Annotated in this window: 15 protein-coding genes; 2 read left to right on the top strand and 13 right to left on the bottom strand. The window is 31.8% G+C overall.

Annotated elements, in window-relative coordinates; all coding sequences use genetic code 11:
- Positions 1 to 161, bottom strand: a 161-nt coding sequence (gene tnpA, locus F553_RS12285; protein ID WP_156809621.1) for an IS200/IS605 family transposase, incomplete at its 3' end; no start/stop codon positions are given.
- A 115-nt stretch (positions 162 to 276) separates the two neighbouring features.
- Here tnpA and F553_RS12080 point away from each other — a divergent pair.
- Together F553_RS12080 and F553_RS0104625 are read left to right on the top strand one after the other, a co-directional pair.
- Positions 277 to 546: a DeoR/GlpR family DNA-binding transcription regulator gene (locus tag F553_RS12080; protein WP_018999189.1), complete on the top strand. Its 270-nt coding sequence runs from the start codon at positions 277 to 279 to the stop codon at positions 544 to 546.
- Between the two features lie 87 nt (positions 547 to 633).
- Entirely contained in the window at positions 634 to 1,038 is a 405-nt protein-coding gene (locus F553_RS0104625; RefSeq protein ID WP_018999190.1) for a hypothetical protein, read from the top strand.
- A gap of 61 nt (positions 1,039 to 1,099) precedes the next feature.
- Here F553_RS0104625 and F553_RS0104630 read toward each other — a convergent pair whose 3' ends face one another.
- The 12 genes from F553_RS0104630 to murD all read right to left on the bottom strand — a co-directional run bounded on the left by F553_RS0104630 (position 1,100) and on the right by murD (position 14,549).
- Complete coding sequence (locus F553_RS0104630; protein WP_033405531.1) at positions 1,100 to 2,659, bottom strand: DEAD/DEAH box helicase; 1,560 nt, start codon at positions 2,657 to 2,659, stop codon at positions 1,100 to 1,102.
- A gap of 82 nt (positions 2,660 to 2,741) precedes the next feature.
- Positions 2,742 to 3,983 (bottom strand): competence/damage-inducible protein A, encoded by a 1,242-nt coding sequence (locus F553_RS0104635; RefSeq protein ID WP_018999191.1) that lies wholly within the window; start codon positions 3,981 to 3,983, stop codon positions 2,742 to 2,744.
- Between the two features lie 26 nt (positions 3,984 to 4,009).
- Positions 4,010 to 5,350, bottom strand: coding sequence for a 30S ribosomal protein S12 methylthiotransferase RimO (gene rimO / locus F553_RS0104640; protein ID WP_008538347.1), 1,341 nt, complete (start codon positions 5,348 to 5,350; stop codon positions 4,010 to 4,012).
- A 33-nt stretch (positions 5,351 to 5,383) separates the two neighbouring features.
- Positions 5,384 to 6,427, bottom strand: a complete 1,044-nt coding sequence (locus F553_RS0104645) for an ABC transporter substrate-binding protein (RefSeq protein ID WP_018999192.1) — start codon at positions 6,425 to 6,427, stop codon at positions 5,384 to 5,386.
- A 77-nt stretch (positions 6,428 to 6,504) separates the two neighbouring features.
- Positions 6,505 to 7,548, bottom strand: a complete 1,044-nt coding sequence (gene ftsZ / locus F553_RS0104650; protein WP_050900420.1) for a cell division protein FtsZ — start codon at positions 7,546 to 7,548, stop codon at positions 6,505 to 6,507.
- Between the two features lie 347 nt (positions 7,549 to 7,895).
- Positions 7,896 to 8,237, bottom strand: coding sequence for a small basic family protein (locus F553_RS0104655; RefSeq protein ID WP_018999194.1), 342 nt, complete (start codon positions 8,235 to 8,237; stop codon positions 7,896 to 7,898).
- 20 nt (positions 8,238 to 8,257) lie between these two features.
- Positions 8,258 to 8,935 (bottom strand): DUF881 domain-containing protein, encoded by a 678-nt coding sequence (locus F553_RS0104660; protein ID WP_018999195.1) that lies wholly within the window; start codon positions 8,933 to 8,935, stop codon positions 8,258 to 8,260.
- Between the two features lie 9 nt (positions 8,936 to 8,944).
- Positions 8,945 to 9,685: a cell division protein FtsQ/DivIB gene (locus tag F553_RS0104665; protein ID WP_018999196.1), complete on the bottom strand. Its 741-nt coding sequence runs from the start codon at positions 9,683 to 9,685 to the stop codon at positions 8,945 to 8,947.
- Between the two features lie 10 nt (positions 9,686 to 9,695).
- Positions 9,696 to 10,631: a D-alanine--D-alanine ligase family protein gene (locus F553_RS0104670; protein WP_018999197.1), complete on the bottom strand. Its 936-nt coding sequence runs from the start codon at positions 10,629 to 10,631 to the stop codon at positions 9,696 to 9,698.
- 16 nt (positions 10,632 to 10,647) lie between these two features.
- Complete coding sequence (gene murC / locus F553_RS0104675; RefSeq protein WP_018999198.1) at positions 10,648 to 12,015, bottom strand: UDP-N-acetylmuramate--L-alanine ligase; 1,368 nt, start codon at positions 12,013 to 12,015, stop codon at positions 10,648 to 10,650.
- Positions 12,016 to 12,037: 22 nt separating this feature from the next.
- Positions 12,038 to 13,156, bottom strand: a complete 1,119-nt coding sequence (gene murG, locus F553_RS0104680) for an undecaprenyldiphospho-muramoylpentapeptide beta-N-acetylglucosaminyltransferase (protein ID WP_018999199.1) — start codon at positions 13,154 to 13,156, stop codon at positions 12,038 to 12,040.
- 28 nt (positions 13,157 to 13,184) lie between these two features.
- Complete coding sequence (gene murD, locus F553_RS0104685) at positions 13,185 to 14,549, bottom strand: UDP-N-acetylmuramoyl-L-alanine--D-glutamate ligase (protein WP_018999200.1); 1,365 nt, start codon at positions 14,547 to 14,549, stop codon at positions 13,185 to 13,187.
- Between the last annotated feature and the right edge of the window lie 83 nt (positions 14,550 to 14,632).

The following is a 14,632-nucleotide window of genomic DNA, read 5'->3' on the forward strand; positions in this document are numbered from 1 at the left end:
ATCTCGATTAAATCGATGTGAAGCTCCTGACAAATATTATTAATCAACTCCTTTAATCGTTCATCAACACCATTGTTCAACACTTTTCTACGATATTTAGGACAAAATACTACATGATATTTACAAGAATATACTATATTATTATTTGATTTATATTTCATAAAAGTATTATATAACTATTAAAAATATAATACAATAAAAAACAATGATATCGAATCATTGTTTTTTAGCGAGCTTATATCTCCATAAATAAATTTAGGGGCTTTACGCTCGCATTTGGTAAATTTCTTTTTCATTGGCACTGATGGCTATTCTTCAAAGATAGGTTTTACTAATAAAGACCAAATGAGAGCTCAAGCTGTGCGTGATATGGCTCTCCAAGCAGAATATGTAATCGTTTTGACTGAAAGTGAAAAATTTTCTAAGCATAGCGTTGTTCCTTTAAATTTAAAAGATGGTGTAAAAATGGTAATAACAGATAATCATATTACAGATATCATCAAAGCTGAGCTAGAAAGTAAACATATTCAAGTTATAATTTCTTAAAATCTCTACTAAATTTAACAAAGACCAACCACCTTCAGATTATATGATATAATTAATTTATTATGATTATGAAGGTGGTTATTTTATATGGGACAAATTTCTATTAATTTAACTGATAATGATAAATTAGCTCTAAAAAAAGAAGCTAAAAAACAAAAGAAATCCCTATCTGAATTTTGTCGTGAACGCATTTTAAATCCTCACAAACAGATACCTTCTGAAAAATCTACTGAATTTATCCACAATGCAGATATAGATAAGAAATTAACAACATTAAATAAAAATCTTATAGTTTTATTCAATGAAATAAAAGCACTTCAACAAAATCAATTAGAAATGCGCAAACAAATTTATTATAATTCCTCTTATCTTTATTTCCTAACTCATGAATTATTTGCAGATAATCCAGAAATCGCTCATAAAATTGATGAAAAAATAAAAAACTTAAATTTCAATTATGATAATTCTTCAACAGACAAAAATATAAAATAAAACAAAAATAGCATTATCCCTAAAGATAATGCTATTTTTATTATAAATGCTCTATTTATTTTTATTTGCCTTTTGCAGGTTCGATATTTAATTTATAGCCTTTAATAGTATTTCTGTGCATTACAGATATTACTTTTTCAGCTATATCTTTTGGCACTTCCACAAAAGTAAATTTATCATAAATATTGATTACACCAATTATGCTACCTGGAATATCAACTTCTGAAGCAAATGTGCGCACGATATCTTGTGGACGAATACCTTGTTTACGACCAATATTTAAGAATAAACGTACCATACCAGGTGCTCCACCTGTATTTTCAAAACGTTCATCTAAAACTTTATCGTCTTTTTCTTTTACGCCTTCAATAGAAAGCTGTAACGCTGCTGCTGCGATATCTACATAATCAAAACCTTCATTAGCGATATCAGAAATAATTAAATGATAATCTGCATACGTATTATTATTTAATGTTTTTAACAAACGTTCTTTGATTGCTTCTCTTTGACGTTCAATAACATCAGCAGGTGTTGGAAGCTCTCCTCGTATCATGCGAGATTTTGTCATGCGTTCAATCAATTTTAATTGACGATATTCTTTTGGTTCAATGAATGTAACAGCGATACCTGTACGACCAGCACGACCAGTACGACCGATACGATGTACATAAGATTCATGGTCTTGTGGAATATCAAAATTGATTACATGACTGATATCATCTATATCAATACCACGGGCAGCTACATCTGTTGCAATTAAAATTTCAAGTTTTCCTTCGCGGAAACGACGCATAACACGATCACGCTGTGCTTGGCTCATATCACCATGTAAGCTACCAGCCATATAACCACGAACTTGTAATGAAGCTTGAAGGTCATCAACATTTTTCTTTGTACGGCAGAAAATAATATATTTACCACTATCTTCTATATCAAGTACACGACAAAGACCTTCGAATTTATCACGAGTTTCAAAATATAATTGGTCAACTGATGGCACTGTAAGTTGTTCACGACTGATCATTACTTTTTGTGGATTATGCATATAGCTACGTGCTAATTTTTCAATTGGTGCTGGCATTGTAGCAGAGAATAATAAAGTCTGACGATTTTCACCTTGTGCCACATTTGACATAATTTCTTCAATATCTTCAATAAAGCCCATATCGAGCATTTCATCAGCTTCATCTAAAATGAGCATTTTTACATGGTCAAGTTTTATAGTATTGCGACGAATATGGTCGATGAGTCTACCTGGAGTACCTACTACTACTTTAACCCCAAAGCGAAGAGCTCTAATTTGACGATCTATCATTTGACCGCCATATACAGGTAAAGTTTTTACGCGTTTGTATTTACCAATTTTATTAAATTCTTCTGCAATCTGAATAGCAAGCTCACGTGTTGGAGTCAATACTAAAGCTTGAATGTATTTATTCTTTTCATCAATTTGTTCAATAGTTGGAATACCAAACGCTGCTGTTTTGCCTGTACCAGTTTGGGCTTGTCCTATAACATCATGACCTTCTAACGCTAAAGGTATAGTCTGTGCTTGAATTGGAGATGGTTCTTCAAATCCCATATCACGAACAGCATTTAATACCTTTTTACTTAATTGCATATCTTCAAATTTAATAATTTTTTCTTCCAAAAAATAGTCCTCCTATTTACTTTATTTCTTCATATCAAAGAAATATAATCCATTATTTATTCTTAATATATTGTCTTATCATTTCTAATGCTTGCTGAGTAGAGCGATATCTTACACGTGCTCTATCGCCAGAAAAAATATTTTCTTTTACTACTGTATTATCTTTACCAGCTACAGCAATATAAACTAAACCTACAGGCTTTTTATCTGTTCCTCCAGTAGGACCTGCTATACCAGTTATGCCTACACCAATATCAGAACCTACTGCTTTTCTTACACCTTCAGCCATTTGTTTAGCTACTTCTGGTGATACTGCACCTTTTGTATCTAAAATTTCTTTATCTACATCAAGGAATTTCATCTTAGCCTCATTGCTATAAGTTACAATACTGCCTTTAATATACATAGAACTTCCTGAAATAGATGTCAATCTACTAGCTAGCATTCCACCAGTACAGGATTCAGCACAAGCTACAGTCAAGCAATTATCTTTCAATAATTTAGCTACGACTTCTTCCATATTCTCATCATCAACAGCATAAATATATTCACCAACGCGAGCTTTTACTTGAGCTTCTACTACTTCAATAATTTTTTCTGCTTCACTATGAGTTGATGCTTTAGCTGTGATGCGAATAATTACGCCTTCTGGTCGAATGAGTAATGCTAAAGTTGGATTAGATTGTGCTAAAATCAAATCTTTTATCTTTGTTTCTAATAAAGACTCACCTATACCACAAGTGTTTAATACTTTAGATACAATCACATGTTTAAAGCCAAATTTTCTTTGTAAAAATGGCTTTAAACTACGTTCAAACATATCTTTCATTTCACTTGGTGGCCCTGGTAAATTAATTAAATATTTACCATTATTTTCTAAGACAACACCAGAAGCTATGCCATTATAATTTAAAAATACTTCAGCACCTTCTGGAAGTGTTACTTGACGCAAATTATTTTCAGTCCAAACAACATGTCTTTGAGCAAAATGTTCGTCCATGCGTCGTTTACTTTCAGCATGGATTTTTAATTTACGTCCAAAAATTTCTGCTGACACTTCTTTTGTTATATCGCCCTGTGTTGGCCCCAAACCACCGGAAGTTATGACGATATCTGCTCTAGATAATGCATGCTCTAACACTGCTTTCATTCGATCATGATTATCACCAACAGTTGTTTGATATACTACATCAAAACCTAATTCATTAAGACGAGCTGACATATAAGCTACATTTGTATTGATTACTTGACCTAATAACAATTCACTACCTGTAGTTACGATTTCTACTATCATCTAAAACTCATCTCCAATTAAATTATTTACGCGTCTACGCGTTCACCCACTACATCATAATCAAAGCCTTGTAAAATTCTAACTTTAACAATATCGCCTGGCTGACTGATATCATCACCTTCGATAAATACTTGACCATCTACATCTGGAGCTTCACGATAAGAACGACCATATGCCATATGTTGTTCATCATCGCGACCTTCAATCAATACATCAAGGACTTTACCTTCCATCTCAATATTGATAGTTTCAGAAATTTTACTTTGAAGACTCATTAAATCATGATAACGTTCTTGCATGATATTTTCATCAACTTGATTTGGCATATCATAAGCAGGTGTTCCTTCTTCACGAGAATAAGAGAAAATACCTACTTTATCAAAACGCTGTTTTTCTACAAAATTGCGAAGTGTAGTATATTGAGAATCTGTTTCTCCAGGGAAACCAACAATAAAGCTAGAACGAATTACAACACCTGGAATACGTTCACGCAATTTAGCTAATAATGCTTCTACACTTTCTTTTGTATCACTGCGACGCATACGTTTTAATACATCATTATGAGCATGTTGTAATGGTAAATCTACATAATTACAGATTTTATCTTCACTAGCAATCAAATCTATTAATTCATCTGTAAATGTATGTGGATAAGCGTATTGTATACGCAACCATTTTACTTTCTCAATTTTAACTAATTCTTTTAATAATTCCACTAAAGATGGTTTTCCATAGATATCTCTACCATAATAAGTTGTATCTTGCGCAATAATATTAAATTCTTTTACACCTTTTTCAGCTAAAGCTTCAACTTCTTGCTTGATATCCTCAATAGTACGGCTACGATAATTACCACGTACATATGGAATAGCACAATAGGCACAACGATGATTACAGCCTTCGGCAATTTTAATATATGCACTATAAAATGGAGTAGTAAAAATACGTGGTGTTGAAGCAGTGTAAATTTCTTTAGATTCACCTGTAATCAATACACGTTTTCTTTCTTGAATAGTAGCTTCAACAGCTTCCATAATACGGCTCCATGCACCAGTGCCAACGATAGCATCTACTTCTGGAAATTCTTCTAATAATTCTTGACCATAACGCTGACCCATACAACCAGCAATAATCAAAGAACGACATTTTCCTTTGCCTTCTTGTTTATATTCTGCCATATTCAAAATAGTTGTGATAGATTCTTCTTTAGCAGATTGAATAAAAGTACATGTATTTACAATTAAAATATCTGCCTTTGCTGGTTCAGCTGTGATCTCAATATTATTTTTGGCTAAAATACCTAACATAACTTCTGTATCTACTAGGTTTTTAGAACAACCTAAACTTATAAAACCGGCTTTTAACATAATTTCTCCTCCTGAGTTTAAACTCCAATTACTTTAATTTTTTAAACGCACATTTGTTACCCATTCATCTAAAATAGCTTTTTTGGCATTTTCATCAAAAATATTATTCTTTTCTAAAAATCTTATATTTTTCCCTGCAAATTCTTTATAAGTTAAAGATGTGTAATTTGTTGGTACATAATAATAACGATTTTTTTGTAAGCTGATTTGAATATCATCACCTAATAACCATTTGATAAAATTATTTGCCTCTACTTGTTGATTACTATCTTTAACAATGCCTACAGCTGTCAATTGGTATGCAGTCCCGTCTTTTGGATAAATGATGCTTATAGGATAATTATCATTTATATATCGCAACGTTTCACTTTGTACTGCTATAGCAACATCAGCCTCTCCCATACCAACCATACGCACTGGAGTGGATAAATATTTAGCATAACGCACTACTTTAGCATGAATTTGTTGCATCAATAACATAGTATTATCTATATTTTTATCTTGACTTAACGAATACAATACATTTGCAGCAGCTGAAGCCACCATAAAATCTGTCATAGCTATTTTTATATTATTATTCTGTGCTAAATCATTCCAAGTCAAAGGAATTTGCCAATTATTTTTCACATAATCTAAATTATAACAAAAAACAATAGGGTCATACCATACACCAATCCAAGAATTATTATTATCTTTAAATCGCTCTTTTACAATATCTTCTTCTTCAGATATATTGCTTGTTAATGCATTTAAACTTTTTAATTCTTCTAAAACTGTTGAATCTGCTAAGACCATATCAACATCTTTTATATTATTATTTTGAAAATTATTTATTAAATCCTCTTTTGCTATAGGAATAAAATTAACTTGAATATTAGCATCTTTTTGATATTCACTAGCAATAATCGAAGCCATCTCTACAGGAATTGTAGTATATACTGTTAAAGTTTTAGTTACAGGTATAAATTTATTGGCTTGTTCTTTTTTGCCAACACTTTGTGTTGTATAAAGTAAAGTCGCTAATACCATAAATACAATACATAACCCAATTATCAATAAAGGTATATATCGTCGCATACTTTCACTTCCTGTTGAAATTATTTCTTTGTTGAGCAAAAAACAGGCAATCAATTCATGATTGCCTGTTAATAACCTTATTTACTACTATGTCTCATCCATGGTGGAAGATCTGGGAAGCCCATTCCCACTTCTTCTACTGCTGGCTGTTTTGGTACTGAAGGAAATTCAGGTACACCTTCATCAGCATTTTCGTCAAATCCTGTAGCTATAACAGTTATTCTTACAGTATCATCAAGAGTTTCATCTATTGCTGTACCAAAAATAATATTTGCATCTTCATGAGCAGCTTCAGAGATAATTCTTGAAGCTTCATTTACTTGTGCTAAGCCTAAATTTGGGCCACCAGTAATATTATATAACACACCTTTTGCGCCCTGAATGGAAGTTTCTAACAATGGGCTATTTACTGCAATTTTAGCTGCATCAATAGCTGCATTATCACCTTGACCTTCACCTATACCCATGAGTGCAGAACCTGCATTACTCATAATTGTTTTTACGTCGGCAAAGTCAAGATTGATAAGACCTGGAACAGCAATCAAGTCGGAAATACCTTGTACACCTTGACGAAGAACATCGTCTGCTATACGGAAAGCGTCTACCATTGAAGTTTTCTTATCAATAATATCCAACAATCTATCATTTGGAATTGTAATCAAAGTATCTACATTTGCTTTTAAATTTGCAATACCAGCTTCTGCTTGTTTCAAACGTTTTTTACCTTCAAAAGTAAATGGTCTAGTAACTACACCTACAGTAAGAGCGCCAACTTCTCTAGCACATTCAGCTACGATTGGAGCACCACCTGTACCTGTACCACCGCCCATACCAGCAGTTACGAAAATCATATCTGCACCTTGTAATGCTTTTATGATATCATCGCGATTTTCTTGAGCAGCTTTTTCACCAATCTCTGGTCTAGCACCTGCACCTAAACCACGAGTTAATTTTTCACCAATCTGCATGCGATTTTGTGCCATAGCATGTACTAATGCTTGTGCATCCGTATTTATCGCAATAAATTCTACTCCCTTTAAACCAGAAGCAATCATTCTATTTACGGCATTATTACCGCCACCACCAACACCAACTACTTTTATTTTCGCAATCGGCTCCATTTCTTGTTCCTGATCAAACTCAAACACCACTGTAACCCCCAGTTCTCTATTCTCATAAGCTTTTTTTAATTTTAAATTAGTTCTACTAAAATTTTATATTTACAATCCTGTAACTTTATGTGTTAATTATTCTTTCAATTACTTATAAAATTAAAAAATATTACACTTAATAACTAATTATATAACAAAAAACATGTTTAGCCAATATCTTATTTGTTATTTTGTCAATAATTGCTTTATTAAAACCCTACCAATATATTCTAATATATAATAAAAAAGCTCTCAATACAACAGTTTAATAGCTTAAATATTTTATTTAACTATTATCTTGTATCAAGAGACTTATTTCATTTAGTAAATATATATGTTTTAACTACATCTAAATCCTGTAATAATTTAAAACCTAATGCTAATAAAATTACATAATATAAATCTAATCCTAAACTATCTCCAATAAACACAAATAATACAGCAATAATTACATTTGCAAAAAAAGTTATAATAAAAATATTGCCTTTAAATTTATTTCTCATTATTAATTTAATAGCACTACAAACAGATTCTATCCCAGCTAATATAGCCACTGAAAATAATTTATTATATTCTGTAGGAATAACAACTGGCACTATGTATCCTATACTGCCACCTAATAAACCTGCTACCACACATAAAATAACTACATTTTTCATAAAAATCCCCTACATAAAACTCATTGAGATATAGCTGTTACATATTTAAATTCTGTCGCACCCTTATATGCAGGAATAACTATATTATTATCCTTTTTTATATCCACTTGTATTCCCCATACACTCAAAGTTTCAGCTACTCCACCACGCATTTTTATAGCATCTTCCATACTTTTGGCATTACCTATAGCCTTTATTACAAATGGAGCTGCTACTCTTGTGTTATTTACTGAAATAGTAGGACCTGCACAGCGAATTTCTGAAGTTGATATCAGTCTTTGATCATTCAATGAGATTGCTTCTGCACCAGCAGCTCTTAATTCATTAATTACTTTTAAGATATCTTCGTCATGAATTATATATAAATTCGTATTATCTGAATTTGATATGATTTTTTTGCTATCTTCAATAGATACTACTACCCCTGGTCCTTTGACTGCTGTTGTTCCTGCTAAAAAATTTATCCTTTCAGGAAATTCTTTTCGCAAATTTCCATCTTCTTTCAATCTAACAATTTCTGCTTTTAACTCATCACGTTCTTGTTCCGTACGCAATAACATATCAGATAATTTTTCTATTCGTTGATATTGAGTAGATGTCTTCACATTTTCTTGAGCCGTCCTTACTTGAACAGATATCATAAATCCCAATAAAAAGCATATAAAAATTATCGAATAAAATTTTTTATCTCTAATCATTATTTAGCCTCATTGCTTTATTTTTAATACTGGTCGAGCATAACTAAAATCAATGTATTCAACTGGTATAGTTGTTGTCTTTACATCATAAAAAAATTCATTTGTTTTATTTGCTAAATCCTCTGGATCTTCTATATTACCTAAAATAATTTTTGTTCCTTTTAGGGTATAAGCTTCAATAGTATTTGCATCAGCAATATTTATTTGTATAATCTGTTGTAATACTTCTGGTTTTAAATAACCTAAATAACTTAAAACCTTATTTACTACTTCATTTTCAACTTTATCACCAGTATATACCTCATCTAAAGAAATACCTACTATCACTGGCTTTTGTATCTTTTTAGGATCTTTATATGTGTCAATTATCACACTATTTTTATCTAAATCAACATAACCATAACTGCAATTCATAACTGCAAGTGGTAATCTTTCTACAATTTCTATATTTAAACAGTTCGGAAAATCTCGCCAAACTTTAGCTGTATCTATGCGTAAATCGTTTTGTAAATAATTTTGAATAACATCTGTTTGTACAGAAAAAATATTTATAGGTTCTGTTATTCGTGCAATTTGCAAAACATCTTCTCTAGGTAAATAAGAATTACCTGTAACTTTTACATAACCTATTTTCAATATAGGCGAGTTAATTATAAATATAATTGCTAGTATAGCAAAGAGGCCTATTAGGCCTCTTTTTAAATTTTTAGCTGCAATTAATCTTTTTGATTTAACTTGCTTTTTTGTCATAAATTATTCCTTATTTTTCTTCTATAGCCATCTGCAAAATCATTTCACATAATTCACCAAAAGAGATGCCTACATGATTTGCTGCATCTGGAACTAAAGATGTCTGTGTCATACCTGGAACTGAATTTATTTCCAATACATATGGAATATTTTCTTCGCTGAGCATAACATCTACACGTACAACACCACGGCAATCAGCTACTGTACATGCATCAATACATAATTTTTGAATTTTAGCTGTTAATTCTTCGCTAAGTGGTGCTGGAATAATGTGGAAAGATTCACCTTTTGTATATTTGCTCTTATAATCATATCTACCAGAATTAGTAGTTATTTCGATAATTGGTAAAGCTTTCTTTTCTTTATTTCCATAAACAGGAATAGATAATTCTCTACCTTTGATGAATTCTTCAACTAGAATAGCATCATCATATTCAAAACATGCATCAATTGCTTTTTGTAAATCTTCTTTTTTCTCTACAATCTCTACACCAATACTAGAACCTTGTGAAGCTGCTTTTACAACTACTGGCATAGAGAATTTACCAGCAATTTCTTCTACTAAATTTCTATCAGTATCTGTTTTACGATAAATAAGGCAATTTGGTGTAGAAATTCCTGTAGAACGGAAAAGATGTTTACTTGCTACTTTATCCATTGTTATCGCACTGGATAAAACGCTACAACTTGTATATGGCATATCAATCATTTCAAGTACTGCTGCAATTCTACCATCTTCACCATATTTACCATGAACAGCATTAAATACAATATCACAGCCACTTTCTTTGATATCTTCCACTAATGTTTTTGGCACAAATTCCATGCCTACTGCATTATAACCTTTTTCTTGTAAAGCATTTAAAATAGCTGTACCAGTTAATCTAGAAATTTCTGCTTCACTAGATGGGCCACCCATCAAGACAACAATCTTTTTAAAATTCATTTTCTATTCCTCACAATTATAAACTTTGAGCTAAATTTTCACCAACAGTATAGATATTACCTGCACCCATAGTAATGATTAAATCTCCAGCTTGAATATTTTCTTTAAGCCATGGTGCAATATCTTCTAATTTTTCAATGTAAATAGCATCTACACCTGTTTGTTTTTTTACTTCATCTACAATAGTTTTACCTGAAATTCCTTCGATAGGGTCTTCACTTGCTGCATAAATATCAGTTAATACCAATACATCTGCACCTACAAAACAAGAACCGAATTCTTTTTGTAATAATTGTGTTCTGCTATAACGATGTGGCTGGAAAGCTACTATTAAACGTTTTGGATTTGTCTGTTTAGCAGCTTTTATAGTTGTTTGAATTTCAGTTGGATGATGTGCATAATCATCTACAATCCAAACATTTTCATTTCTAAATTTTGTTTGGAAACGACGTTTTGTACCAGAAAAAACTTTAAATCCTTCTGCTATTTCTTCTATGCTCAATCCCATATGATGACATACAGCAATTGTAGCTAATGCATTTAATACATTATGTTTGCCTGGAATATTAAGAGCTACATCTCCTAAAACTTCACCTTTATAAATAACAGTAAAGCTTGTATGTGGTCCATCTATTTTAATATCTTTTGCCATATAATCAGCATCATGATCTAAAGCATAAGAAATATATTTTCTATCCACTTTATCTGCTATATTTCTAATATTTTCATTATCAAAGCATAATACAGCAAGACCTGTTTCTTTATCTAAATTCTGTACAAATTGGATAAATGCTTTGATGATATTTTCCATAGAACCATAATGATCCATATGGTCATCTTCAATATTAGTAACAACTGCAATTTTAGGATAGAACTTCAAGAAAGAGCCATCACTTTCATCAGCTTCAGCTACTAAATAATCGGATTTACCAAGTTTTGCATTACCTTTTAAATAATCTACAAAACCACCAATTAAAATTGTAGGGTCAACTTTTGCATGTTCTAAAACTACACTGATCATAGAAGATGTAGTTGTTTTTCCATGAGCACCTGCTACTGCTATACCTTTAGCATCATTTAATAGATAAGCTAAGATATCGGAACGATGAAATAATTTTAAACCTTTAGCTTTCGCAGCTACAAGTTCAGGATTATCTTGATGTATAGCAGAAGATAAAACTAATGCTTCTTTACCTTCTACATTCAAAGCATCATGACCTTTATAAATTGTAGCACCTTTTGCTTTTAAATGTTTTACTACTGCTGATTCACTCAAATCAGAACCAGATATTTCATATCCTTTGTCTAACATTACTTCAGCAATGGCACTCATACCTACGCCACCAATGCCAACAAAATGTAATTTTTTTATACCTTCAAGCACTTTTCAAGTACACCTCTCACAATCAATAATTTGTTTTTTTAGCCAAATCCACTACCATTTCAGCAATAGCTAAAGCAGCGCTAGGTTTTCCCATATTACGGCTAGCTTCCACCATTTCTTGTAGACGATTTTCACTAGCAAGCATATCTTCTAATACATTTATCAATTTTTCGCCTGTAAGTTCACGATTTAAGATAACTTTAGCAGCTCCATTTTTTTCTAATTCACGAGCATTAAATTCTTGATGATTTTCTGCTGCAAATGGATATGGTATTAATACTGCTGGTACACCTCTTGCTGTAAGCTCTGCTAAACTTGTAGCCCCAGCTCTAAAAACAGCTATGTCTGTAGCTGCTAATGCTTTTGGCATATCATACAAATATGGATAAACAGCTAAATTATCTACTTTATCTAAATTAACACCTAAATCAGCTAAGCCATTTTTTACAAAATCATATTCATTTTTACCTGTAACATGCATAATCTGCACACGATAATTATTGGCAAAATGTTTATGAACTTCAAGCATAGCTTTATTAATGCTATGAGCACCACGACTTCCACCAGATACTAAAATAGTTTTTTTCGTAGTATCTAATGAAAATTCCATTAAACCTTCATTTCTTGTACTCAATAAAATGTCATCACGAATAGGATTACCTGTAAATACTACTTTATTTTCAGGAAAATAACTTAAGGCTCGTTTATATCCTACTGCTATTTTATCTACAAATCTTGCTAAAATTTTATTAGTAACACCTGGGATAGCATTTTGCTCTTGTATCAAAGCTGGTATTCCCATCAAACTTGCAGCCATCAAAATAGGTCCACATACATATCCACCTGTTCCAATAGCCACATCTGGTTTAAAATTTTTGACAATACTTCTAGCTTTCATTACGGCTTTTAACGCCTTACCTGCTACTACAAAATTTTTCATAGTCAAATGACGTTCAAAACCACTTATATCTAAGGTAACAAAAGGAATTTGTTCACGTGGAATAATATCAGCTTCCAAACCCTTTTTAGTACCTACATAGAGAAATTCTGCATTTGGCACTAATTTTTTTATATTATTTATCAATGTAATTGCTGGATAAATATGTCCTCCTGTGCCACCGCCAGATACAATTATCCTCATACTATTTTCTCACTTTCTCTATTTAAACTTATTTCAATTCATTAACTAAACGTTTAAAATCACGACCACGAGCTTCATAATCTTCATACATATCAAAACTTGCACATGCTGGTGATAATAATACTACTTGTGGAACTTTGGCTATTTTATGAGCATAATTTACTGCTTCTTGCATAGAATATCCTGCTTCATAAATCTTATCTTCTGGATAATTATGTTTTAAAGCTTCTTCTTTAAAACGTTTTGTAGCATCGCCAACTAAAATTAAATTATCCACACGTTCATTTACTAAAGCATAAAATTCATCAAGTGGAGTATTTTTATCATCGCCACCCGCTATCAAAATTATATGTGGGAATGTTGCAATTGCTTTATTGGCAGCTTCTGGATTTGTTGCTTTAGAATCATTATAATAAGTTACCCCATCAATAGTTTTAACAGGTTCAATGCGATGTTCTACTGGAGCAAAAGCTTTTAAAGCTTCTGCCATTTTTATAGTATCGCCACCTGCCAAAAAGGCTAAGCTTAAAGCTGCTAAAGCATTTTCTATATTATGGCTACCTTTGATTTGCATATCATCTACATTACAAATAACATGCATTAAACCTTTCCAACGAATAACAAGTTGATTATCTTTTACAAAAGCCCCTTCTTCTAATTCTTGGGAACTACTGAAAAAGCAGATTGTACTTTTTGCTCTATTTACCATATCACGAGTATGTACATCATCATAATTTAAAACTAAGAAATTTTCTTCAGTATGATGAGCAAATACTTTTTCTTTTTCAGCTTGATAAACTTCCATAGTTTTATGACGAGCCAAATGGTCAGGAGTTACATTTAATATAGCTGCACCTTTTGTTGCAAAATCACTAGAAGCTTCCATCTGATAACTGGATATTTCTGCTACAATACAACCATTTTCGCCAATGCGATAACATTCTTCACAAAGTGGTGTACCAATATTACCACCCACACCAACATTATCTTCACCATAAATAGTCTTCATCAATTCGCCTAAAAGCATAGTTGTTGTAGTCTTACCATTTGTACCTGTAACAGCAAAAATAGGAGCTTTAGCTAATTTATAAGCAAACTCTACCTCACTAATAATTTTTACTTTTTCAGCTACTTTTTCAAAAAGTGGTAAATGTCTTGGTACAGCTGGAGAAATAATCACTAAATCTGCGCCTTCAAATAAAGCTTCTGTTTGTTTTCCTAAAACTACTTTTATATCTAAAGCAGTAAGCTCAGTTAAATCGTGCTTTTCACCTAGTTTTTCATTCGCATCACTTAAAATAACATCTGCTCCTAGTTTTTTAGCAAGTTTAGCTGCTGCAAAACCACTAATGCCTGCACCGATTACAATAACCTTCTTATTGCTCAAATCCATTAAAAAAACCTCCTAAAATCTTTAAATTTATTTCTTTAATACGTAAGAAATAAATGAAAGAAACCTAGCTCTATCTAAATATT

This window comes from Megamonas rupellensis DSM 19944, from assembly GCF_000378365.1.
In the GTDB taxonomy this organism is placed as follows: Bacteria; Bacillota; Negativicutes; order Selenomonadales; family Selenomonadaceae; genus Megamonas; species Megamonas funiformis.

Coding starts and splice junctions, on each gene's coding strand:
- F553_RS0104625 (WP_018999190.1), top strand. CDS start 634: ATGGGACAAATTTCTATTAATTTAACTGATAATGATAAATTAGCTCTA.
- F553_RS0104630 (WP_033405531.1), bottom strand. CDS start 2,659: ATGCAATTAAGTAAAAAGGTATTAAATGCTGTTCGTGATATGGGATTT.
- F553_RS0104635 (WP_018999191.1), bottom strand. CDS start 3,983: ATGATAGTAGAAATCGTAACTACAGGTAGTGAATTGTTATTAGGTCAA.
- rimO (WP_008538347.1), bottom strand. CDS start 5,350: ATGTTAAAAGCCGGTTTTATAAGTTTAGGTTGTTCTAAAAACCTAGTA.
- F553_RS0104645 (WP_018999192.1), bottom strand. CDS start 6,427: ATGCGACGATATATACCTTTATTGATAATTGGGTTATGTATTGTATTT.
- ftsZ (WP_050900420.1), bottom strand. CDS start 7,548: ATGGAGCCGATTGCGAAAATAAAAGTAGTTGGTGTTGGTGGTGGCGGT.
- F553_RS0104655 (WP_018999194.1), bottom strand. CDS start 8,237: ATGAAAAATGTAGTTATTTTATGTGTGGTAGCAGGTTTATTAGGTGGC.
- F553_RS0104660 (WP_018999195.1), bottom strand. CDS start 8,935: ATGATTAGAGATAAAAAATTTTATTCGATAATTTTTATATGCTTTTTA.
- F553_RS0104665 (WP_018999196.1), bottom strand. CDS start 9,685: ATGACAAAAAAGCAAGTTAAATCAAAAAGATTAATTGCAGCTAAAAAT.
- F553_RS0104670 (WP_018999197.1), bottom strand. CDS start 10,631: ATGAATTTTAAAAAGATTGTTGTCTTGATGGGTGGCCCATCTAGTGAA.
- murG (WP_018999199.1), bottom strand. CDS start 13,156: ATGAGGATAATTGTATCTGGCGGTGGCACAGGAGGACATATTTATCCA.
- murD (WP_018999200.1), bottom strand. CDS start 14,549: ATGGATTTGAGCAATAAGAAGGTTATTGTAATCGGTGCAGGCATTAGT.